Origin of the sequence: Pseudomonas sp. FW305-28 (genome assembly GCF_017351395.1) — a bacterium.
Taxonomy (GTDB): domain Bacteria; phylum Pseudomonadota; class Gammaproteobacteria; order Pseudomonadales; family Pseudomonadaceae; genus Aquipseudomonas; species Aquipseudomonas fluorescens_AA.
In genome coordinates, this window is sequence record NZ_JACNDD010000032.1 from 15,410 (window position 1) to 38,234 (window position 22,825).

At 51.4% G+C, this 22,825-nt stretch carries 24 protein-coding genes; 14 read left to right on the plus strand and 10 right to left on the minus strand.

Going from position 1 to position 22,825, the window contains the following annotated elements; genetic code table 11:
• Nucleotides 1–570: 570 nt before the first annotated feature.
• The 3 genes from J4E53_RS10125 to J4E53_RS10135 all read left to right on the plus strand — a co-directional run bounded on the left by J4E53_RS10125 (nt 571) and on the right by J4E53_RS10135 (nt 2,743).
• Nucleotides 571–1,389 carry a serine protease gene (locus J4E53_RS10125; protein ID WP_103308654.1) on the plus strand — a complete coding sequence of 273 codons (819 nt, stop codon included), beginning with the start codon at nt 571–573 and terminating at the stop codon, nt 1,387–1,389.
• A 140-nt stretch (nt 1,390–1,529) separates the two neighbouring features.
• Nucleotides 1,530–2,180: a hypothetical protein gene (locus J4E53_RS10130; RefSeq protein ID WP_103308655.1), complete on the plus strand. Its 651-nt coding sequence runs from the start codon at nt 1,530–1,532 to the stop codon at nt 2,178–2,180.
• 170 nt (nt 2,181–2,350) lie between these two features.
• Nucleotides 2,351–2,743 (plus strand): hypothetical protein, encoded by a 393-nt coding sequence (locus J4E53_RS10135; RefSeq protein ID WP_103308656.1) that lies wholly within the window; start codon nt 2,351–2,353, stop codon nt 2,741–2,743.
• A 454-nt stretch (nt 2,744–3,197) separates the two neighbouring features.
• On the opposite strand, the gene J4E53_RS10140 is transcribed toward J4E53_RS10135, so the two are convergent.
• The 3 genes from J4E53_RS10140 to J4E53_RS10150 form a co-directional block, all read right to left on the minus strand.
• On the minus strand, nt 3,198–3,758 hold the full coding sequence (locus J4E53_RS10140; RefSeq protein WP_103308657.1) for a hypothetical protein: 561 nt from the start codon (nt 3,756–3,758) through the stop codon (nt 3,198–3,200).
• Nucleotides 3,759–4,191: 433 nt separating this feature from the next.
• A complete protein-coding gene (locus J4E53_RS10145) occupies nt 4,192–4,461 on the minus strand; it encodes an AraC family transcriptional regulator (RefSeq protein WP_081015401.1) in 270 nt (89 codons plus the stop codon).
• Between the two features lie 288 nt (nt 4,462–4,749).
• A complete protein-coding gene (locus tag J4E53_RS10150) occupies nt 4,750–5,436 on the minus strand; it encodes a hydrolase (protein WP_060741634.1) in 687 nt (228 codons plus the stop codon).
• Nucleotides 5,437–5,710: 274 nt separating this feature from the next.
• On the opposite strand from J4E53_RS10150, the gene J4E53_RS10155 reads away from it, so the two are divergent.
• Complete coding sequence (locus J4E53_RS10155; protein WP_060741633.1) at nt 5,711–6,172, plus strand: RidA family protein; 462 nt, start codon at nt 5,711–5,713, stop codon at nt 6,170–6,172.
• A gap of 19 nt (nt 6,173–6,191) precedes the next feature.
• On the opposite strand, the gene J4E53_RS10160 is transcribed toward J4E53_RS10155, so the two are convergent.
• The 4 genes from J4E53_RS10160 to J4E53_RS10175 all read right to left on the minus strand — a co-directional run bounded on the left by J4E53_RS10160 (nt 6,192) and on the right by J4E53_RS10175 (nt 9,419).
• Nucleotides 6,192–7,151, minus strand: coding sequence for a LysR family transcriptional regulator (locus J4E53_RS10160; protein ID WP_371919213.1), 960 nt, complete (start codon nt 7,149–7,151; stop codon nt 6,192–6,194).
• Between the two features lie 276 nt (nt 7,152–7,427).
• Nucleotides 7,428–7,733, minus strand: a complete 306-nt coding sequence (locus tag J4E53_RS10165) for an NIPSNAP family protein (protein WP_103308658.1) — start codon at nt 7,731–7,733, stop codon at nt 7,428–7,430.
• A gap of 223 nt (nt 7,734–7,956) precedes the next feature.
• On the minus strand, nt 7,957–8,361 hold the full coding sequence (locus J4E53_RS10170) for a nuclear transport factor 2 family protein (RefSeq protein WP_060741631.1): 405 nt from the start codon (nt 8,359–8,361) through the stop codon (nt 7,957–7,959).
• A 140-nt stretch (nt 8,362–8,501) separates the two neighbouring features.
• Nucleotides 8,502–9,419, minus strand: a complete 918-nt coding sequence (locus J4E53_RS10175; protein ID WP_060741630.1) for a LysR family transcriptional regulator — start codon at nt 9,417–9,419, stop codon at nt 8,502–8,504.
• Nucleotides 9,420–9,528: 109 nt separating this feature from the next.
• On the opposite strand from J4E53_RS10175, the gene J4E53_RS10180 reads away from it, so the two are divergent.
• Nucleotides 9,529–10,281 carry an SDR family NAD(P)-dependent oxidoreductase gene (locus tag J4E53_RS10180; RefSeq protein WP_060741629.1) on the plus strand — a complete coding sequence of 251 codons (753 nt, stop codon included), beginning with the start codon at nt 9,529–9,531 and terminating at the stop codon, nt 10,279–10,281.
• Between the two features lie 57 nt (nt 10,282–10,338).
• On the plus strand, nt 10,339–10,668 hold the full coding sequence (locus J4E53_RS10185) for a VOC family protein (RefSeq protein ID WP_177431700.1): 330 nt from the start codon (nt 10,339–10,341) through the stop codon (nt 10,666–10,668).
• 85 nt (nt 10,669–10,753) lie between these two features.
• On the opposite strand, the gene J4E53_RS10190 is transcribed toward J4E53_RS10185, so the two are convergent.
• Entirely contained in the window at nt 10,754–11,680 is a 927-nt protein-coding gene (locus J4E53_RS10190; RefSeq protein ID WP_207268132.1) for a LysR family transcriptional regulator, read from the minus strand.
• A gap of 112 nt (nt 11,681–11,792) precedes the next feature.
• On the opposite strand from J4E53_RS10190, the gene J4E53_RS10195 reads away from it, so the two are divergent.
• The 8 genes from J4E53_RS10195 (at nt 11,793) to J4E53_RS10230 (ending at nt 20,698) form a co-directional block, all read left to right on the plus strand.
• Nucleotides 11,793–13,031, plus strand: coding sequence for a D-amino acid dehydrogenase (locus tag J4E53_RS10195; RefSeq protein ID WP_103308660.1), 1,239 nt, complete (start codon nt 11,793–11,795; stop codon nt 13,029–13,031).
• 17 nt (nt 13,032–13,048) lie between these two features.
• On the plus strand, nt 13,049–13,399 hold the full coding sequence (locus tag J4E53_RS10200) for a RidA family protein (protein ID WP_103308661.1): 351 nt from the start codon (nt 13,049–13,051) through the stop codon (nt 13,397–13,399).
• Nucleotides 13,400–13,487: 88 nt separating this feature from the next.
• Nucleotides 13,488–14,741: an MFS transporter gene (locus J4E53_RS10205; protein ID WP_103308662.1), complete on the plus strand. Its 1,254-nt coding sequence runs from the start codon at nt 13,488–13,490 to the stop codon at nt 14,739–14,741.
• A gap of 212 nt (nt 14,742–14,953) precedes the next feature.
• Nucleotides 14,954–16,402, plus strand: coding sequence for a M81 family metallopeptidase (locus tag J4E53_RS10210; protein ID WP_103308663.1), 1,449 nt, complete (start codon nt 14,954–14,956; stop codon nt 16,400–16,402).
• A gap of 161 nt (nt 16,403–16,563) precedes the next feature.
• Complete coding sequence (locus tag J4E53_RS10215; RefSeq protein ID WP_103308664.1) at nt 16,564–17,862, plus strand: OprD family porin; 1,299 nt, start codon at nt 16,564–16,566, stop codon at nt 17,860–17,862.
• Nucleotides 17,863–18,468: 606 nt separating this feature from the next.
• On the plus strand, nt 18,469–19,881 hold the full coding sequence (locus tag J4E53_RS10220) for a Na+/H+ antiporter NhaC family protein (RefSeq protein WP_146042616.1): 1,413 nt from the start codon (nt 18,469–18,471) through the stop codon (nt 19,879–19,881).
• Between the two features lie 10 nt (nt 19,882–19,891).
• Nucleotides 19,892–20,185, plus strand: coding sequence for an OprD family outer membrane porin (locus J4E53_RS10225; RefSeq protein WP_103308666.1), 294 nt, complete (start codon nt 19,892–19,894; stop codon nt 20,183–20,185).
• Nucleotides 20,186–20,443: 258 nt separating this feature from the next.
• Nucleotides 20,444–20,698 carry a hypothetical protein gene (locus tag J4E53_RS10230; RefSeq protein ID WP_103308668.1) on the plus strand — a complete coding sequence of 85 codons (255 nt, stop codon included), beginning with the start codon at nt 20,444–20,446 and terminating at the stop codon, nt 20,696–20,698.
• Nucleotides 20,699–20,982: 284 nt separating this feature from the next.
• Here the strand turns inward: J4E53_RS10230 and J4E53_RS10235 are convergent, their stop codons facing one another.
• Together J4E53_RS10235 and J4E53_RS10240 are read right to left on the minus strand one after the other, a co-directional pair.
• Nucleotides 20,983–22,125, minus strand: a complete 1,143-nt coding sequence (locus J4E53_RS10235) for a pentapeptide repeat-containing protein (protein ID WP_103308669.1) — start codon at nt 22,123–22,125, stop codon at nt 20,983–20,985.
• A 210-nt stretch (nt 22,126–22,335) separates the two neighbouring features.
• Nucleotides 22,336–22,767 carry a VOC family protein gene (locus J4E53_RS10240; RefSeq protein ID WP_103308670.1) on the minus strand — a complete coding sequence of 144 codons (432 nt, stop codon included), beginning with the start codon at nt 22,765–22,767 and terminating at the stop codon, nt 22,336–22,338.
• Nucleotides 22,768–22,825 lie beyond the last annotated feature (58 nt).

The following is a 22,825-nucleotide window of genomic DNA, read 5'->3' on the forward strand; positions in this document are numbered from 1 at the left end:
GACCGCTAACGGCCAAGAGCTGTCATTCAGCTTCGACAAAAATAGGGGTGATTCAATGTTACAGTCCACCGATCCTCCAAAATCATTCAGGAAGAGACAGCTATGCGTATCATTGGATGGATACTGACAATACTTGGCTGCGTATGGGCCTTCTCGGGAATCATGAGAGTTATCGCCGCAGCTATGGGAGCAATGCCCGGCCCCGGGAAGCATTTCGTAATGGGATTAGTCACCCTTTTGTTAGCTGCATTCGCTATCTGGGGAGGAAGTAAGTTGAGAGCCAAAGCTGCTCATGCAAAGTCGTTAAAACAGATTGATTGACTTACCGATGTCTAGCAACGACGGGCAGCGGTGATCTCTCTCATCGCAATGGGTCGATTTCTACCCTTTCTAACATGCGAAAATCGGCCGTAAGCAGACGGTCACGAAGGGCAAAAACGGCCAGAGAAAGACGTTTTAGCGAGACTTCAAGTAGAATATAACTAATATTTACGAGTCAGGATTTTTATGGTGCATCAGAAAATTTTGGAGAACTCCAATCAATGGAAAACTAAATAAGAGTTAAATCAAATGTACAGTAAGGTATATGAGAATATAAAAAATAGCTGTGGCTATGTTACTGTTGTCCTGGACGGCGAGACAATAAGTCAAGGTACATGCTTTGCCTATACGCAAGATGGAGAAGTAATCACCGCGGCACATGTTGTAACTGGGCGAATGCCAATACGCTTGGAAGACTATACGGATCCAAATGCAAAAATTTTCGTAAAATTTCCCGGTCGCCCAGTGATAGAGTATTTCGTGATTTTTTGCTCCGTGGGCATTAACGTCGATGCATTTTCTGAGACTATACAGCTCGACATTGCAGCCCTTGCTCCGAAAGAGAAGCAATCTGGCGTCTTTAACTATCTTCCAGCTAGCCTTACACCTCCCAAATTGGGTGATAAGGTTTTTCTATCCGGTTTTTCCGACGACCTATCGCTACCATTTAATCTGAATAGAATTTCCAAAAAAGACTTTCCGGGAATGCAGGAGTTCCTTGGTGCGATGCAATCCGGATACATCGCTGACATGATGGGCCCCATGACAAAATGTGCGATAGTCGGCAACCATGTACGAATTCATGCAAGTAACTCAGAACAAAATATATCCGCCGATTTTAGTTTGTTCTATATGGACAATGGTGTTAATAGTGGCGCGAGTGGTGGACCAATAGTCAACGAGGCTGGAGAGGCTATAGGAGTCATTTCTCAGCGTGCGGTGACAAGCGCGAGCCAGTCGTCGGATCCCAGTTTGAAGGTGCCTGCGGGAGCGACGATCGGCTTGTCCCTGGAACCAATAGAAACAGTTCGTCAGATTAAACTGCGACAAGCTCTGACTAAAAAATGACAACTTTTGGTCGGTTGCCGCTTTCACCACAGGCAGCTACCGGCCAGAAGCGGGCATTGGGTCGCACATGGCGATATATTCCGGGCATAGCTATCCACCTTTATTCACGATACTCGCTAAAGACAATGGTCAGGAAAGACATGAGCTTCACCAACGAATTAGTGGCCGCCTTCCCGGCAAGCAATCCGGTACCTCCAGTATTACGACAGACCATGGAATTCCTGGAAGCACTAGGCTGCGTCCGGCACTATAGGACCGGGGGCCGCTACATGACTTTGCATCCCGAACCTGAATACAACAACAGCGCTATCACCGCCTTTCACGTTCCTGACTCCGCCGATACTGCTCGATGGACGGCCTGCGAAGATCCCAGAGTAAACGAGCGGCTATCAATATTCCTCAGGACTGGTGGCGATGGATCGTGGGCAGGGTTGTGGCTGGACGACCACGATCAGCAGCGAATCGTCCATCTTGGCTCGGGCTCGGGATCAGACATGCTCTGCGTCTTGACCAATAGTACGCAAGACCTGATTCGCTTACTGGCCATCGGTTACAACGAGCACTGCTGGCCAGAGGAGTTTACGAGAACACCGGCCGAACTGCGGGAGCAGCAATACGCAGATGATGACTACCCAGCGCCACCTAGGGCATTGCGGGCGTACGTGGAATGCACGCTTGGCCTCAGCGTCCCGGCGCGCGCATCAGATCTCATCTCAAGCACAACAAGCATGGACGCGCATGAATCCAGTGATCCTTTCTGGAACTGGCTCAAACAGGTAAGAAATGATTGAAAGGTCCCGTCACGATCTCGACCACCAGAAGGTCAGAGAATCGCAGATTTTTCATCAAGCCTTGGATTAATTGGCCGCTCGCAACGGGCGTAGACCAGCAAAAAATCGACGTTAGACACGTAATCGCGAGCTGCCTAATCCAAGCTTCGAAGCCACGATAGGGGAAAGATATGGCAGGAGGGAACATCATCTGTGGCACCTTCCAAAGTGCTGACAAATCCGGATCAGCCTTGGAGGCTGTGTTAGAGGCACTCCCGTTGCAGGCGCACGAACTGGTCGAAAATGTTAAACAGCAACTCGATACAGCAGAATTTGTCCTCATAGAGGTTGAACAAGCGAAAAGCTTGCTTCCATTCTTACAGGTCTACCAGGCTCAATTGATCGCTGAGATCGGGCACGATGATTGGGCTCGCGCAACGCAGGAGGAAGAGTCTTCGCTTGAACCTGTCGCGGCAAAGTGGGGATCAGGTAAGGGATGGAGGCTTTACTGTGTGCGAGATCTCGTAGGGGCCTGTGAAAATTCGTTGGTAGAGATGGAACCAGTCTGCATCACGTTTAGTTAACTGCTTCCAGCTCGTGTTCACACAACCTGGGTCGATAGCAGCCCTTTGCCAAAGGCAGCCATCGACCAACAGCCCCCCCCCTGGGCTCCTTCCGCGTTGCGGGTTCAACAAAGGCGAAACCGCTTCGCGAAGACACCCAGGGGTAAAGCATGGTCCTTCGGCCGATGCTTACAGACCGACCGCTATCGGCCCAGAGTGTGTAAAAACGCTTCGCCAAGATTGAAGTGCGCGCGTCTACGTTAAATCTGAAATTTATCGGCACGTGAGCAGATGTGGATTTCGCGTAGAAGCGCGATTTTAAGTCCGGTTTTGAGTACCTGTCGCGCTCAAAAATGTTTTTACACAGCCTCGGCCAGAAGCAGACGGTCACCTAAGATAAGTTTCCACCTCAAACGGCCCCCCATGCTTGACATGGGGCCTCCGTAGCGGCGGGCGAAGCATGTGAACGTACCTGTTAGGACGTTGTACATTGACCTCTTTGAAGGAAATCTTTTAGCGCGGCCTTATAGAGCGTTAATGGTTGATTTTCCGCATTGAACAGGGCGAAGGGAATCATCGTGAGATGTGAGAAGGACGTGGAACTTATTGAATAAGTTCTTTGCCTGCAAAAGCTGTGGTCTTTATTCAGTATGAAATCAAACTTGAAAAGGTTTGGCCTTGAACACCAACTAGGAATTAAACCAAGACTCAAGCCCGTTAAATATTCTTGTGCGCAAGCGCCGCCAGATGAAAATTCCGAGATTTTTATTTCTAAGGTAGGAAGGGGCAAAGCTGTAAGGTTTGAGCTAGTATTTTGCGCGCCTGGAATAAATTTTAGTGTCGCTGCGTATGCGTCCCTGGCAAAGCGACTATCTTTCCATGGAGAGTTTATTTCGTAACTGAAGCTGAAGATATTTTCTTTTTCTTCGGGTTCAACGTGTTCGTTGATTGTCGGCTGGGACGAATAGGATGTGCAGCCAGAACATAATATCGCAATACTGATGAAAACAAGTCCATTTGCTATTAAGCGGTGCATACTCAGCTTCCCCAACTATTAATTAGCCGACATATCTGCCGCTTGATAACTGTATTGAATGCAACATCGCGTCTCATCCACACGCATGATTTTTGAATCAGAATAACAGAGGAGACTGTGCGCGGGACATCTGAAGGAAGAAAGATGACAACGTTTCACGCACATTCCCGGTACATTCGCTGCTTCCCCACGACCGGCTTTCGACCACAAACAGCCACATGTTCTAAATCGATAGCCAATTGGATCGGCCGCTGCTTTGTCAATGCAGGTGAAAGCCTGCTTCTGGACGATTGCTGGCCTTCCTGAAGGGCAGCTTCTGGCCGGAAGCTGACCTGTCATCTACGCCGGCCCATGGCCGCTAGCGGTCGCTCATGAGCAGCTGCTATTGGCGATTAGCAGTCCTTCGGATTCAAAATACATCTAAAAAAGGTTATCAGGCGGCAGAGCGAGCACTCCGTCTCCAGGCCAGAGGCGTCATACCTTCATTCCTTGAGAAAACTCTGCAAAAGTGTGCTTGGTCGCAGAATCCGCATGCCATAGCGATCCGGGTTAGCGTCATTACTGAGGACTCAAGCAGCTGTTTGCATTCTGTAGGGGACAAACGTGTGCTTACTTTGAATTTTCGGGTGAAATGACTGCGCGAGAGTGCGCAGGCCTGCGCAAGCGTCGACACGGTAACTCCGGTCTCTAGGCTTTCCAGCATCAATTGTTTTGCAACTGTCTCCTGCCACCGTTTGAGTTTTCCCGTGGGCAGAAATACGACATTGATAAGCGCAGTGCTTCGACACCTTTCATGGTGATTCCTTTTTTCAACATGAACGACCGGAAGACTCGGTAAAGTTCGGTGCGGGACATCGCCCAGGGACAGTAGGCGGATCGGATTGCGTGACGTCGCAGGCGTACGGACGACACTGACATAGCCTCTGTCGCCGTTCCGGTTCAAATGGATAGCAATGGGGACTGGCCCCCACTTAATGAGGGCCAGTGAGTCTCAGATAGAGGCGGCCACAGGTGCCAAGGTCGGGCCGTGGTCTACACGCTCGGGAGCCTTGTGCACCATGGTGTAGGCATAGTCGACGCCCATGCCGTAAGCACCGGAGTGCTCCTTCACCAGATTCATGACGGCGTCGTAGGTGGCGCGGTTGTTCCAGTCACGCTGCCACTCCAGCAGCACCTGCTGCCAAGTGACCGGCACCACGCCGGCCTGAATCATGCGCTGCATGGCGTAATCGTGAGCCTCCTTCGTTGTGCCCCCGGAAGCATCGGCGACCATGTAGATCTCGTAGCCGGCATCGTGCATGGCGGAAAGTGCAAATGTGGTATTACACACTTCCGTCCAAAGGCCAGATACGATGATTTTGTTACGGCCATTGGTTTTCAGCGCGTCACGGACTTTCTGATCGTCCCACGAGTTCATCGAGGTGCGCTCCAGCAGAGGGGCGTCAGGAAACACAGCGAGTAATTCGGGGTATGTGTGGCCGGAGAAGCTATTGGTTTCGACCGTGGTGATAGTGGTTGGCACGTTGAAAATTTTTGCGGCCTTTGCCAGAGCGACCGTGTTGTTCTTCAGCGTCTGGCGGTCAATGCTTTGCACGCCAAAGGCCATCTGCGGCTGCTGATCAATGAAAATCAGTTGGCTGTTTTGAGGGGTCAGTACTTCGGTTTTTGGATTGTTCATGGTGGTTCCCTTTAGTGAAATGATGGTCTTCAAATCTCTTTGCGGGCCGGGCCAATCTTCTGTCTGCTGAAAATCGCGGAAGGTTGTTGGCGGTAGCTGCGGCGCCGAATTCGAGTTCAAGGTAACCGATCATTCGCAACTTTAGGGGCGCATTAATGCGTCTCCAAAGGCGCATTAATGCGCCCTTGAAAAATCATTTGCGGTGCTAGTCTCTGGCTTCCCACAACTCGGACTGCCGCGGTGCGAGCAGTCTTTTCTACGCCAGGAGAATGCAATGTCAGCTTCGCAACCGTTCGGAAAGAAAACCGCTTACTGGGGTGTCGCATGGGAAGAAAGCTACGGCTACCCGCAGGCCAGACAAGTCGGAAACGAGATCTATATCTCCGGCCAATTCAACCATGATGAGGACGGCAACCTGGTAGCTCCTGCCCCACTCGATAGCGAAGGCAAGCCCAGTGATTTCTCTTCAATGGGAGAGCAAATGCGCGCGTCCTACGACAACATCTCCAAGTTGCTTGCCCTGTATGGCGCAACACTTGAAGACGTGGTTGAAGAGACGCTTTATGTGCTGGACATGGACGCGGCGTTTGCGGTGGTAGGCAATGTTCGCAAGGCTGCGTTTGGCACCGAGCGGCCCCAGTGCGCGAGCAACATCATCGGCGTATCGAGGCTCGCGCAGCGATCGCAGTTGATCGAAATTGTCTGCAAGGCAGTCATTGGCTCCGGCACCCGCTAAGACATGCTCCCGGTTTCCTCTAGGAAACCGGGAGAGCTCGCTGACCTTCGACCAATGGCTTGAGTTCGGCAACCGCCGCTGCGCAAAACGTCATGAACGCCTTGACTCGCCATGACTTTCGAATGTCCTGGTGAGTCAGCAGCCATAGCCCATCCTGAAGTTCAGGCACAACCGGGCCGACACGCACCAATCCCGGCGTGATGTCACCCAGCATGCAGGGAAGGAACCCAAAACCAAGACCCGCCACAATCGCAGCGCTTGCAGCGGCGACGGAGTCGGTACGATACGAAATGCAATCTGGGCGAACTCTGTTATCAACGTAGCTCGTTGCTTTGAGGCCGCATAAAGCTGCCGAGTAAGACACCCACGCTTGGCCTTCTGCGAAAGGTGTCGAGGTCGGTGCGTTTTTAACACTGCCGTATGGTGCCCAGGCAATTGTCGCGAGTTTGCGCCCAACCAGGCTTTCAGCTGGTTTATTGGTCGCCCTCACCGCAATATCCGACTCATCGCGGGCAAGACTCAATGTCTGATTGCCTACCAGTACTTCAATCGCTATCCCTTCATTCAGAGCTTTGAATTCCGCAATGATAGGTGTGAGGAAGTACAGCAGCAGCGAATCGCTCGTTGTGATGCGGAGTTTTCCGAGTGGCCCCTGCCCCGTCCGTGAAACGCGCCGTGCAACACTAACGATATCCAGTTCGACACGCTCGGCGAGCTCTCGCAGCTCTACGCCTTCCGCTGTGAGCATGTATCCCGAGCGGCGGTGATCGAAGAGTGCAACTCCAAGTGTTTTCTCAAGCTGGGCCACTCGGCGCGATACCGTGGATATGTTGATCCCTAGTTTTTTGGCGGCATCAGTGCGATTTGCGCATTCACTGAGCGCTTTGATAATGCGCAAGTCGTCCCATGAGAGCTGGGCTACAGCATCACTGAAATCCGATCTGTCCCCCTTTTGCACTGCTTGGCGTGATGAACCGATGTTAGGTGGCGTATTCACGCGAGATATTCCAAATAGCATGTACGCTCATCATACGAAAAGGCTAACGGGGAACAAAGTAATGGGTGCCGGATTCGTTTGGATCGTTCGCAAGCCGTAGCGCGCGACCAGCACGCTTCGAAATAACCTGGCAATGACCACCTGTTTTCGGTCGTTCAATAGTGTCCGCTTTTGGCCGGTTTCTACCGTTCGTGACAAGCAGCAATCTGCCAAAAGCAGCCTCTTTGGCGCGCCCGAGCGCGGCTGAAAACAGTCATTTCACTCAAGAATTGGACGAAGGAAACTGCGCTCGTAGCTCAAGATGAATTTTTGCTCGGTAGCCTGCGTCACTAATTGAACGCACTCAGGATCTACTCCGGCCTCCCTACGGTACTGCTCATAATCTGCCAGGCTGGAGAAGCTGAATAGACAGTAAGCGATGTTGTTGGCGCCTTCAGCTGGCAGAAAGTAGCCGTGGTGGCTCCCTCCCATACGGTTCACCACACGAATCCAATGGCGAGAATAGTTTTCGAAAGCCGGGATCTGGTAGGGATCGATTACATACCTGACGTGGCAAGTGATCACTGGATCATTCCTTTGAATATGAGGGAAACCGCTATTCTACACATGCCATAAGCTGAGTCGTCGATGGCAGCTTTGGGTCGATAGGCCCCGCTCATGAATGGCGACTTTTGGCTGCCACTCAGCCAAGAACGAAAGGATCGAGGCTAAAGCCTTTCCCACAAGACATTTGGTTTTCAGTAGACGCGATTCCAGCCACGAGTTTTAGTGTCGCGATTCAATAGCCTTACGCCGGCTCAACCGGCGCGAACGCTTTGGCAGCGGCCACGGTATCCATGAATTCGCGCAGCAGCTGAATTTTGCCGTCTTTGGCCACTAGGCGGCCTGCGTACATCTGCCGGTAGATGCGGCCTGTGGCAGGCACCAGCGCCTCTACGCTGTATTCGGCAAACACTTGATCGGGGGTGTCGATCAAAAAGCGCACATTGTGGAATTTGAAATCCGGCACTTTACCGAGCAATGAGCCGATAAAACCCTCGATCGCTGCAGGCCCCTTCACGCTGTGTGGAATGCCGAGCGACTCCAGGTAGGGCAGCTCCAGCACGCCGTCCTCGGCGAACAGGGCCGCTGCCAAGTAAGGCGTCTGGATGGCATCCAAGTACTGTTGAAGTAATTCCACGGCATTCTTCATGACGACTTTCTCCCGAAACGAATAATTGGATGGCACGCTGTGTTGTGCCGACCAAACCACGTTAAGGTATCCACCAGGTTTCAAAAATAGCAGTTAATGAAAGTCATCATTTCATAATTGAAAGAGCTGCCCCCATCGTCTCATAACGGCCATCGCCATACGGGCTCGCTTAAATGCTCGGCGAAGAAGTCCGACAGCGCTTTGATTTTTACCGGCCGTGTACGGGCCGAGGGGGTGACGAAATACAGGCCACCACGGGTCATGCTCCATTCCGGTAGCACCACGACCAAGCGCCCATCTGCCAAGTATTCGCTGGCAATAAACTCCGGCAGTTCGGCGATGGCCAGGCCTTCAAGCAACACCGGCAATAACGCATCCGAGTTGGTCACTCTTAACGGGCCGCTGGGCACCACGTCTTCTTCGGTGCCGTCCTTATGAGTGAACCGCCATACTTGGCTGCGGGCTCGGTAGGCATAACTCAGGCATGTGCGGGCCGCCAGTTCGCGGGGATGGCCAGGGTGGCCATGGGCATCCAGATAAGCCGGTGAGGCGACCAGGTATTGGGTGACAGCGCAGAGACGCCGCGCAACCAGCGAGGAATCCGGCAATACGGCAATGCGTAACGCCGCATCAAAGCCCTCGGCGATCAGGTCTACCGAGGCGTCTGAAAGGTGCAGGTCAATCGACAGCTCGGGATACTGCCGGATCAACTGCGGCATCAGCGGTGCCACCCAACGCAGGCCAAACGACATGGGGATCGCAAGGCGTACTTGGCCGCGGGGCTGGACCGATAACTCCTGAGCCTCGCTTTCCACCTCTTCAGCCTGCCGATAAATCTCCCCAGCCTTGGCCGCCATGCTCGCGCCGAATTCGGTGAGTGCCAGTTGCCGCGAAGTGCGGTTGAACAAGCGCCCGCCCAGGCGCTCCTCCAGGCGCGCGACCGCCCGCGATACCGTTGGCACCGACACGCTCATGACGCGCGCCGCGCCGGCGAACGACCCTTCTTCGGCCACCTTGGCAAACATCGCCAACCCTTCGAAATCTGGAAGATTGCTCATTTCATTTCTGCAACGATAGGTTTCAGACAATTCTATTTTGAAAGTTTTGCCCCGTCGATAAGCTTCTCCCACACCGCAACTCACTCAATCGAAATACGGGAGAAACACCATGACTAACAAACTCGAAGGCAAAATTGCATTGGTGACCGGCGGCAGTACAGGCATCGGTCTGGCCACAGCCAAACGCTTCGCTCAGGAAGGCGCCCACGTCTATATCACGGGCCGTCGCCAAGCCGAACTGGACGCCGCTGTCGCCGCTGTTGGCAACGCCACCGGCGTGCGGGTGGACTCAGCCGACCTCGATCAGTTGGACGCGTTGTATCGCCAGATTGGCGCGACCCACGGCCGAATCGATGTGCTGTTCGCCAATGCGGGTGGCGGCTCCATGCTGCCACTTGGTGACATCACAGAACAGCAGTACGACGACACCTTCAATCGCAACGTAAAAGGCGTGCTGTTCACTGTGCAAAAGGCGCTGCCACTGCTGGCCCAAAAAGCCTCGGTGATTCTCACCGGCTCCACGGCGGGCAGCTCGGGCACCGCCGCCTTTAGTGTGTACGCCGCGTCCAAGGCCGCCGTGCGCTCATTTGCACGCAACTGGATTCTGGATTTGAAAGACCGCCAGGTGCGCATCAACACCATTAGCCCTGGCGCCACCCGCACTCCTGGCCTGGTTGAATTGGCCGGCCCCGATGCCGCTCAGCAGCAGGGCTTGCTCGACTACATGGCGTCGCTGATCCCCATGGGGCGTGTCGGTGAAGCTGACGAAATTGCCAGCGCCGCGTTGTTCCTGGCCTCGGATGACGCCAGCTTCGTCAACGGTATCGAGTTGTTTGTTGACGGCGGCCAGGCGCAAATCTGACCACCCAGCGGGCGACTGCCACGGTCGCCCGCCAACCCATCTCAAGAGGAACAGGCAGTGAACCCATTGCAATCGATATTGCTGGCCGCCAGCGTGACCCTGACTGCCGCTACTCAGGCGGCGACCACGCCCCCTCAAAGCCACCCCGGTATGAACTCAGCCGCACCGCTTCAGGTTTCAGCCATCGACCATGTCGGCATCAATGTACCGGACATCGACACCGCTACCCGGTTTTTCTCCGCGCTGATGGGCGCACGGGTGGTCTCGGATATCAGCCCTGGCAAGATCCCGGATCAGTGGAAAAACCAATTCCGCTGGCATGGCTCCAGCGAGCTGCAACGCTTTGTGATGCTGCAAATGGACGGCGGCGCGAAGCTTACGCGATGAGCGTTAGTACCTTGGGCAACTGATGAGGCGGTCGGGTAACCGTTTGCCTATCACTTATCGTAAGGGAGAAACTGTGCCCTGTCTTTCATGGGGCTCGCTCAGAAGGATCTTCGTTCAAGGCGTTCAAAATGGCGGTCGCTTGGTCGTTCAGTATCTGTAGAAGCGCTTTGAATGAGTGGGACTCAGGCTCGTTAGCACGCTTCATGGCGTACAGGGTAACGCTGCAAGGAGGACTGAGCTTCGCAATTTTTGATCGGCTTGAGTTTGATTCATAGGCCGTGAATGGATCGACTATAGCGACTCCGACACCTGACTCGACCAGTGATCGGGCAAGAGAATAAGTTTGAACACGAACGGCAGTTTGAGGTGATGGTTCAACGTTCGCCAGGTAGCTACCTAACTGGCTGAACATCGGATCGATAGATGAAACCCCGATCAGTTGCTCACCTGCAAGCTCACTGATGCCTACCGGTTTCGATGCAGAGTTGAATTTGTGGCCGAGAGGGCTCAATAACAACAGATCGCCGGTGATGACAGGTATGACGTCCAAACCCGGATGTTCCGGATGTCGAAAGGTCAATGCCAGGTCGATTTCCTGCATGAATAGGTTCTGTACCAGCTCCTGGCTATGCAGGCTGGACAGTTCGAATCTTGAGCTCTCATGCCGTTGCTGCCAGCTTGCGACAACTCTCGGGAGAAGGGAGGAGGCAAGCGCAGGTGTGGCGCCGATTCTTAGCGTTTCGGACGGCATTTGGCGCAAGCTTTCGGCCAGTCGACGTACCCCGTCAAGGCTGGTGGTGACCTTTCTCACTTCCATTTCCAAGGCCTGGGCTTCGGGCGTGATCAGAAGCTTTCCCTTCACACGTCGAAACAGGGCAAAGCCGAGCTGAGCCTCAGCATGTTGAAGGACCTTGGTGACGGAAGGCTGGCTAACGTGGAGGAGTTCAGCAGCTCCGCTGATTGAGCCTGCCTGCCTGATGGCTTGAAAAATTTCGATGTGACGTAACCGCATGCGACACCATAACCTTTGTCTATACCCAGTCGATTCTTATTCATTATCCGAAGCCTGTCACCCCCTGCTAAGTTGCGCCAAAGCGTAACAATTTTCGTATAAGGCGACTGCAATGCGGGTAAGCATCATCGGTGGTGGGGTTGTAGGTCTTACAACGGCATATGCCTTGGTACGTCAAGGAGTCGCCGTTGACCTGATTGATGCTCGATCCGAACTGGCGAGCGAAACGAGCTTTGCAAACGGCGGGCAACTCTCCTATCGCTACGTTGCTCCCCTTGCAGATGCAGGTGTGCCAATGCAGGCAATTGGCTGGCTGCTAAAAAGCAATTCTCCCTTAAAGCTACGCCCGCGATTGGACATGCAGCAATGGAAATGGATGGCGGAATTTCTGCTCGCTTGCCGTAGCTCTGTTAACCAGGCAAATGCTCAGAAGCTGCTGGAGCTTGCGTTGCATAGCCGGGACACGCTTCACAATTGGCTATCAGCAGCCGCTATTGATGATTTCGCTTGGAGACGCAATGGCAAGCTGGTTGCCTTCCGCGATGAAGCAAGTTTTAAACACCACAGTAAGCATTTGTCCGACCCTCAGAACCAGCGGGTAGTGACACGCGCTGGGCTTGCAACCCTCGATTCGTGTCTCTCCAACACTCCATTCGTTGGGGGGATTTTCACACCTGATGAAGAGGTAGGTGATTGCTACAAATTTTGCCAGTCTCTCGTCAAAGAGCTGGCTAGTTCCAATTTGTGCAATTTCGTCCTGGGGAAGCCTGTTACAGACGTAGTCCATAGAAGTGGGGTGATCGAGAAACTTCGTTTCGGCAATGATGAACTTGACGTACAGAATTTGGTTCTGTGCACCGGTTATAAAACATCAGTGTTGAAATTGCCGCTGCTGTCGATACCGATTTATCCCCTTAAGGGTTATAGCCTCACTGTGCCGATCTCGAAAGGAAATATGGCTCCAGAAGTTAGCATAACTGATTACGATAGAAAGATTGTGTATGCACGTTTGGACGATAAACTGCGAGTCGCTGCAATGGTAGATATCGTCGGATTTAACCCAGAAGTAGATCCTGGTCGAATCAATGCAATTAGATCAGCTGCTCAGGAATTGTTTCCCAATGGTGGAAATTATCGTGAAGCGGTGGAGTGGGCCGGGATGCGTCCAGCTACTCCTACAGGAGTGCCGATAATTGGCGCTACGCCTCATTACAAAAATCTCTGGCTCAACGTCGGTCACGGTGCACTCGGCTTCACTTTAGCCTGCGGAAGTGCTGACCTACTGGCCAACCTGATTAGCGAGCGGAAAGCACCGCTAAACCCTCAGCTTTATTCATATCGAACAGCTTGATTTACCGGAGATCAATCATGACCATCAATCGTCTCAACTCTGGCCCTCGTCTGAGCGCAGCCGCTACGTATGGCAATCTGGTATTTCTGTCCGGCCAGGTGCCGGGGGATGGTGTAACAGCCAGTTCGCAGACACTCCAGGTGCTTGATAAAATCGACGCCCTGTTAGCAGAGGTAGGTTCTCACAAAGATTTGATTTTAAGTGCCACCATCTATCTCAAAGATATTGGGCGAGATTTTGCGGCAATGAATGATGTATGGGAAACCTGGCTGACAAGCGGGAAAGCCCCGACACGGACCACGATGCAAGCGGAACTGGCACGGCCAGAAGTTTTAGTCGAGATCACGGTGGTAGCGGCGGTCCAGTAAGCGTAATTAGCCATCTAACAAAATAATTGGCAACTTCAAAAAATTAGATTCACTGCCTCTCAACAATATTTATTATAGAGAGATTGATATGAACAGTTTTGGAAACGAAACTAGTAGGGCGAAAAAAACAATTGTACTCGCCGCATTGTTTTTGGCATGGGCGGTTGGCTACGCAGATCGAATTGTGATGAGCCTTGCAATCATTCCGGTTAGCAAGGAATTTGCCTTGGACGCTCAGCAAGCCGGCATGGTACTTAGTGCATTTTATCTCAGCTATGCGATTATGCAGCTCTTTGGTGGATGGGTCTCTGACCGGTATGGATCGCGAATCGTCATAGTTCTTTGTGTTGTCGCCTGGTCTATTTTCACCGGAGCAACTGCACTGGCTTGGTCATTTGCGTCATTGTTGGTTATTCGGTTTTTATTCGGCATGGGCGAAGGATGCTTTTCACCCGCCAGTTCTGTGACTGTCGCCGAAACTTTTCCCAAAAATGAGCGCGCACGTGCAAAATCCTTTTTGATATCCACTGCGTACCTAGGGAAGGCTGCAGGTTCCGGCCTACTCGGTTTGACTATGGTGTACCTGGGTTGGCGTGGGTCGTTTCATATCCTGATGGCCCTGGGTGTTATAACCTCGATCATATTGTGGTTTGCCCTCAAGGGAGGGATGGCGGCACAGCGCCTTCGAGCATCGTCGCAGCCTGCCAAGACTAACCAGTTCAAAGAGCTCCTCAAAGATCCCGCTGCATTAAAGCTAACTGCGATTTGGTTCTGCGCGAGCATGCTGAGTATCGGCCTGAACTCCTGGATGCCATCCTATCTTTCAACAACATATAACATCGACCTGCTTCATGTCGGCCTCGCATCGGCAGTTCCTTACCTTCTTGGATTCGCCGGAACAAATGCAGTGGGCTGGATGCTTGATAAATTCGGGAATGGCCGCGAAAAATATTTCATGATGTTTGGCGCATTTGGTTGCATAGCACTCATGACCTTGATGATGAACACCAAGTCCATGTCACTGCTGATCATCTATTGGACGCTTTGCATGCTTTCCTACAACTTCATCTACGCTACCTGCTTTGCAATTCCTTTGAAACGTTTCCGCCCGGACTTGATTGGTAGTGCAACAGGGCTGATGAACTTCGGCGGTCAGCTGGCAGGTTCTGTGGGGCCTATGGCGATGGGCGCGTTAATCGTACAGTTCAATGGATCGTATTTTGCAGCCTTTGGCATGCTGGTCGCGTCATCCGGTGTCGCCCTTCTTATTGCCCTGACATGGTGTGATGCTCCGCAGTCCAACGCTGGCAACGCCACAGCCCAGATCCGATTATGTCAGTGATGCGGTAGAAGTTTTGCACACTGTATCGTTTTTTTATAGCCACCACCGCCATACCCACGGCCATCATAGAAAATGGAATTACAGGCGATATCCAAGATAAAACACCCGCAAATTTATTTGCCAGTTCTTGGTACTCCGCCCCGAAGTTTAAAACGCATAGGACGATAACGCGAGCATCGTGGGACATTAGAAATTTAGCAGGAGGTCATAAAATGCGTGTATTCAGTGCTGGTATTGGAACTGAGACTAATACGTTCTCGCCACTGCCAACCGGTCTCGAAGCATTTCGCCTTGGGGGATACTATCCCGCAGGACAACACCCGCAACACAGTACCAGATACTCAGCGCCGCTCATCGTTGCTCGTGAGAGAGGTCGCAAAGAAGGCTGGACGGTGCTAGAAGGCCTGTATGCCCAAGCACAACCCTCAGGATTGGTAACCAGGGCAGCCTACGAGGCCTTACGAGATGAACTACTCACGGATTTGCGCAATGCATTGCCGGTAGATGTGGTGCTGTTGGGGTTGCATGGAGCAATGGTGGCTGATGGTTATGACGATTGCGAAGGCGATCTCATTGAGCATGTCCGGAAAATTGCAGGCACCAAGGCAGTAATAGGCTGCGAACTGGACCCCCATGCTCATCTCAGCCCATCGATGGTCATGAACGCTGACGTGCTCATTGCTTATAAAGAATACCCGCATACCGATATCAGGGAACGCGCAGAAGAGCTAGTAGATATATGTGTAAAAACCTTTACTGGCGAAGTAAGGCCTGTCGCTGCCGTGGTGGATACGCACATGGTGGTGCCTATCCATACCACTAGGGAACCTGGTCGATCATTCATAGATAGTCTGATGAAACTAGAAGGACAAGGCTCCATTTTAACGATTTCAGCTATCCAGGGGTTTGCTACAGGCGATGTCCCCTCCATGGGAACAAAGCTCTTGGTTTATACCGACAATGATCCAAGTACAGCAGAGAAGCTGGCCAAGGAATTGGCTGACAAGCTCATCTCTATTCGCGATAAGTTGCAAATCCATTATCTTTCGATTGATGAGGCTATTGACCAGGCGCTGGTGGGAAGCACAACGCCAGTCATACTAGCTGACCGGGCAGATAATCCAGGCAGCGGTGCTGCCGGCGATTCAACCTTCATCCTGCAGAGACTACTAGAGCTCGGTATTCGGGATGTCGCAATTGGACCTATCTGGGACCCAATACTGGTGCAGTTTGCTTTTGAGGCGGGGGTAAACGCTCGGCTGAGTTTAAGACTGGGCGGAAAAGTTAGCAAAATGTCTGGCGAGCCGGTGGATGGGGAATTCTCGGTGAAGGCCCTGCAGCGCGACCATACCATGACCGGACAAGCCGGCGAAATCATGTCTATTGGCGATTCGGCTCTAGTCGAAATACAAGGAATTGAGTGTCTGATAATTTCCAATCGGAACCAAGCCCTCAACTCGGACGTGTTTACCAAGCTAGGGTGTGATTTGATTGGGAAACGAATTGTCGTAGTCAAGTCCGCTCAACATTTTCATGCATCCTTTTCAAAGCTCTCGGAGAGGGTTATATACGTGGGTGCACCAGGCTCAGCGACCCCAAGGTATGATCAGCTTACCTATCATAAAGCCATGTTACCCAAGTGGCCAATTACGAAGAACTAGAGCTTAAGCATGAGCAAGCTGTATATGGATTTTTATCCAATGCAGATTGCTCTAGCACGTTGTCAGAGTTGTTTTTCAGCTCAGCGAGTTAGCGTGAACTAAATGGGCGCCAGTTCTATTGGCACCAATCCATAAAGATAAATATCTGCAGGGGCTATCGCATGATGAGATTCACCGCCGTCAACACTTCCAGGATGGCTCTGGCCGGCTCCATGATTTGGGGTACGCATGCCTCCGCAGCATTCGTTCAGGACAGCAAGGCCTCCCTCGACATCACTAACTATTACTTCAATAGCGACTATCGCGACGAGGTCAGCAGCAGTGCTAACCAGCAGTCCAAGCGTGCGGAGTGGGCCCAGGGTTTCACCTTGCGCTTCGATTCTGGTTACACCGAGGGGCCGGTAGCGTTCGGTGTCGACGCCATTGGGATGTTGGGCCTCAAACTCGACTCCGGGCCAGAGCGCTCCAATACGGGTTTGTTGCAGCAAGACGCGGAAGCCGAACCTGGTAAACCCAGCTATGCCAAGCGTGCACAGGACAGCTATTCCCGGTTGGCGTTGACGGGGAAGGCGAAGATCGCTGAGACGGAGCTCAGGCTAGGCACGTTGATACCGGAGCTTCCGGTGATCAATGCCAACACGAGCCGCCTGTTTCCTACCACCTACCAAGGTGCTCAGATCACGTCGAGTGACATTGCTGATTTGAAGTTGACCGGCGGTGTGATCAATCGAGCACAGGATCGCAACTCGCAAGATTACGAGCCGATGACTGTGGACTCGCGCAACAGTCGCTTTGTGGTTACTGGCGAAAGCGACCGTTTTTATTTCGGTGGAGCTCAGTACAGCCTGACGCCATCTCTGACAGCCAGTTACTTTTACGGAGAGCTTCAGGACTTTTATACCCAGCACTACCTGGGTTTGCGATACAGCATCCCATTCGGCCCTGGGAAGCTGGGTGCTGAAGCACGCTACTTCCTTACCGGTGACTCGGGTGCTCGCTATGCCGGCGATATCGACAACAAGGCTCTAGCCGGCAAGCTGGATTACACACTCGGCGGTGCGAAGTTTTCGCTGGGTTACCAGAGCCTCTCCGGTGATACAGCCTTCGCCTTCATCGACGGCACCAACACAACGCTGTTCACCGAAGTCCAGGTCAGTAACTTCAGTGAAGCTGAAGAGAAAACCACCTTCGCACGCTTCGACTACGACTTCGCAGTACTTGGCGTGCCTGGGCTGAGCTTCATGACCCGATACCTCACAGGACATGATGCTGAGGTCCGCAATGGATCTGGCGGCTCCACGGAGTGGGAGCGAAATACGGACATTGCCTACGTGTTCCAGAAGGGTTCGGTACTGAAGAACCTCAGCGTTCGCCTGCGTAACGCTACCTACCGAAGCGACTTCCAGAGAGATGTGGATCAGAACCGGTTGATCCTCTCCTACACCTTGCCATTGATGTGAGCCACCTTCGTTAACTTGATCGAGGTTTTACAATGTGTTGCTCACTTCCGGTTCCCTTTGCGTCTTGTAATCGACGACCATCCGGGCGCCGGTTCCAAAATGGGACTAATAGGGAATCCGAAGTGCCTCAAGCGCACGAAACGTAACTCAGCGAGCATATTCTGGAACAGACTGTGAAAGAGGGTCTGAAAATCATGACACATATTTTCTGGGGACCTGGTGAGCTAGAATAATTCCTTAAATTAAAAACTAGAAATACAATAAAAATAAAAGTCGATACTCGCTTGTTTGATGTCGCTGCCATAATTAAAAATATAGCAGGAGATAATATGAATCATTCACTTTTCGTCTTGGCTGAAATGGAGGTTGCGCATTCTTTTTTTAATGAAGCCTTCCCTCCTCGCGTAAATTATTCCCGCATATCCTCAGTTTCGCCAAGGAAGCCCGCGAGCCAGCATTCCTGTGCTCTACATGAGTCCAGAGTTTGGCTGTCATGACAAGGCTTACCCTCTGGCAAGACCTGAACGGTCGGGTGCAGATGCGCTCGACCATAGCTCATTTCGAGGACATCGTAATCAACTACGGTGCTGGACTAGGTGAATTATCGTGAGCATAACAATTAGCAGATTTCTACCAAAAAACCTGACCTATAAACCAGGCAAGCAGTCGGCAATGCTAGCCACCGCGTTGCTCGGAGTCATAAGCTGTGTTTTTGTCGGTTTTTATGGGGCAGCAGACACGGCATGGGGGCTTCTGCCTATCCTAATCTATGCTGGCTTCTGCCTTTGGGGGTTGGACATTTTATTAGCTACTTGTCTAGCGCTAGTAGCAGCTTTCGCAATCCTCCAACCCCAACCCCTCGAAATTGGAACGCTCTTAGGAGGAGCCTTAAATAACAACGTTACTATCATCGGTTTAATCGCTGTTATGGGTGCTGGACTCGGTGAGGTTCTACGGTCAACGGGCGTTGCACACAATATTGTTCAGGTTGTATTGAACGGTGTAGGCATACGATCTAAATACACCGCCATGATTGGAATCATGCTAGCTAGTATGCTGATAGTATTCATGCTGGGCACGCTTGCCGGTGCTCTAGCTGTCGCTGGGCCAGTCCTTATCGCTTTTGCAGCTGAATATAAGATCACCCGCAGAGCAACCGCTGTAGCATTCCTATATGGAGGCTGTGCAGGCTTAGCCTTGGCGCCTTTTGCAGGCTCCAACATTGCCATTATGCAAGTAGCGGATGTGAGTTATTTGCAGTACCTAACTTTTGGAGCTGGACCATTAGCAATTATGTCAATAATTGTTGGCATCCCAGTAATATTCTATCATCAGAAGCGTGCAGCCACTGCAAACGATTACTACTCAGGTACAGAGAGTGAGACGGAAACACCAGACTGCGCCCATGTTAAACGTGCAACGTTTATATTCATCAGTGGCTTGCTGTTGACGATTATATACGCGGGTTACACCCGTGCAGGCATTACGTTGCCACTTCTAGCTCTACCACTGATGGCCTTTGTAACTGGGTGTGCGGCTGGGAAATCTCCTACCGAAGTCATCCATGCATTTTATCGTGGAGCGGGTAGCGTTATTAATTTGTTCTTGCTGTTTTGGATGTTGGCGACACTTTTCAATGTCATTGATAAAATGGGCCCGTTCGAACATCTGATAGCTGGATATCGCGACGACCTGATGCAGCTCTCCCCATACAGTTTCGTTCTGTTCGTGGCGATGATCGGCCTAGCAGGCGTACCAGGAGCGTCTGCTGCCGTGGTTGTTCTCGTAGATCAGATGTTTGGCGGTATCGCTGACCAAATGGGAATCAGCACGGCAGCTTGGATCATGGTCCTGATTTTCTCATCGAAAGGTGATTCGTACGGGCCTTTCCCAAGCGCCAACATGGCCACCTGTATGGGTATGGCGCGTTATGACAACCTTCGTTATATGTTATTGAGCGGTTGGACTCTATTGATTCCCTGCACGTTGATGTACGCCATTCTTCTGATTTTCGTTTAAAGAAACGCAAATGCAAAATCCAATCGCAGAAGTGGGTGTTCCTGGACTGACATTCATGACTCGCTATGTCAAAGGACAAGATGTCGAGTTGACCGGAGGTGGAACGGGAAATGAACGGGAGCGAAATACTGAGCTGCAGCATTTTTTCCAGAGCAGTGCACTCAAGAACCTTGGAATTCGATGGGGAAATGCCAACAATCGCTTGGACTTTACTCGAGGAGCTGACGAAAATCGCCAGATCGTCAGCTACAGCACCCCATTGACGTACATGTTTAAAGCCAGGCGGAATGTCGTACCAAGGTAGAGGCTGATGCTAGGGACAGGCTTAAACGGGAGGCCTGAGAATACGCCAGGCATGCCAGAGCATGGCATAACCTTGGTCAGGTTAAGCGAAAGGTCTCTCTACATGCTTTACCTTACCGACGGACAGCCTGCTTTCTGTCCCAAATGTGGCAAACCCGTCGATCCTCTATTACACGGCTGGGAGGCAGACCAGGTGCTTGCCGCGGTTGAGGGCGACGAACTGCCTTACTCCACTTTACTGCCATTCGAGAATAACTAAATGAACAAGATTCACTGGTTCTGCGTTTCCAATCCAGATGGAAAGAGTTTTCCTGAACGGCGACGGTCCTACGGCGTGAGTGACGGCGGGTTAGTGTTCGTGCCGGCAGCGATGGCGGGTGATGAGACTGAGATGAACGTCATTCTTTGCGCATCTGGTGATGGGCAGAGCACTTCTGTGCATCTGGATCACCATTCCCTTTCTTTCAAGTCCTATACGAGGGGCCAACAGATCGGGTTGCGAATATGTTTTTAGCAATGGCATCACATGATATAGCTTCTCTGCCATAACAATATGGATGACTGGACATGGCAGCGTGAAGACCCGGAGACTACCGCTAAAGAGGCAAACCTTTGGGATTTCGTTTTCTTATCGGGTTTGTTGAAACAGCCAATGCAATTGGGCCCAGAGTAAATTCCGGAGCATTGGCTTAGTTGGCTGAAAAGTGATCAAAGCATGTAAAAATCATATATCACATGTTTTGATCATATTGTGACCGCTATGTGGCGATGGATGCCAATAGCTGCTACACAATACACCTAAACCGGAGAGGGCTCATTCTCGGCTGAAGTTCTGTTAGTATCAGGTATATGGAGCCTGGTAAGGGTACCTGCCGTAATAGGATGTTTTATCAGCCCCTCCGGTGGCCCATCAGAAGTGAACAGATTCGATAGTACGGTAAGCAGAGCCCCTAGTATCACGTAACCAAATAGGACATGCGTTATGACTAGCGCTTGGGATAGCCAGCTTGACTTGTTGGCAGCAATGTCTCCATAACCAAGAGTTGTCATGGTGACGACGGAAAAATACAAGCTCTGCACTATACTTAAATCGCCTCCTTCATTTCCTGATGTTGATCCGGGTATTAACCAGTAAAGGAGTGAGTAGGACAAGCATACGATCAAAAATGATATTGCGACTTGCCGAGGAGATCTCCCATAATCCGACGCCATCCAGAACAATTTAGCTAGAAAGCTTTTTGTTTTTCCGGTTTTCTCATACCATGCAATCCAGTTATGCCTACGATTACAGTACTGAAGAGTTTGGCGAAGCCCAGCAGAGTAACAGGCGTTCTCAAACGTTACTGTTCTAAAATCTGTTTCCCTCGAAACATTCGCAAGATGGAAGTAAGTCCTAGCTGTAAACTTCGCATCTGCAAAAATTGCCCCACATAAATTGAATCTCGACTCTCCGTTTAGGAGTGGATTTCTACCGCCGCCTTGAAACTGTGCGTCCGAGAGGTCTGCTTTGTAGAAGCTACACTCGTAAAAATTTGAGCTAAAAAATCTCACCGAAATCAAATTGCTTTGTTGAAAGCTTGCCTCATTGAAATGGCACAGTGCAAAAAAGGCGTTAGAAATTTGTGCCCTGTCAAATTTAGAGCCTTGAAATATAGATCCGGCCGCCTCAATACCGGTCATGTCGGCATTTAAGAATAGGCAGTCGGACATATCTACGCCTTCTAATTTTGCACTTTTTAGATTGGCATCACAAAAATTCGCTCCCTTGCCATTGGAGTTTATGAATTTTGCGTCAACAATCTTTATACCTTCCAGATTTGCATCTCGAAAGTCGATAATGTCTTGGGTTTGCGAGACATAATCATTCCACTCTGAGAAATCTTCTCTCTGGGAACATTGAATTAATAGCCCATATTGTTCTGCATTGAAGCATTTCTTCATGGTGTATATGTACTTCCGTGTTGATTATGTATTTGCTGATGCCGTGATGACGGCGTATTCCTAGAACATACGTCAATTGAGAGCATCCGTCACAGCTTCCGCTTCTCACAAATTGTTCGCAGCCCTCACTGAAGGACTGCTATGGGTCGATAGCGGTCACTCGCGACCGACTGCTATCGACCCATTGCTGACGGTCGGCTTGGCTCAGATTCATATTGAACAAGCCGGTCGCTCACCCAACCGCTCTACCAACCTTACGAGATAACCGTCGGGATCCTGAACGATGAATTCGCGTTGGCCTACTTCTATGTCGTCAGCCCGATACCAGGTGTCTTTGCATTCTCGATAGAGTGGACATCCAGCCTGAACAAGTTTCTGGATGATGGGTGCGACAGCCTCTACATCAATCTGTAGGTTGATGCCTCTTCCAAACGGCTTGGTCAACGACGCAGTCAGCCATTGACCCGCGTCTGGATCAACCTGCTCAAGCATTACTTGAGCACCATTCAAATCAAGGTACGCAAATCCATCATCCGGACGTTGATAAGCTACGTTGAACCCCAGATGAGAAACCCAAAAAACTAGGCTGCTATCCAGGTGGGTGACCATTAACTCCGGAACCAGTTTGTTACGTACGAACATGAGATGACTTCCATTTCAAAAGGCTTGTTTTTGCGGGCGGGCAGGTACTGCACCTACG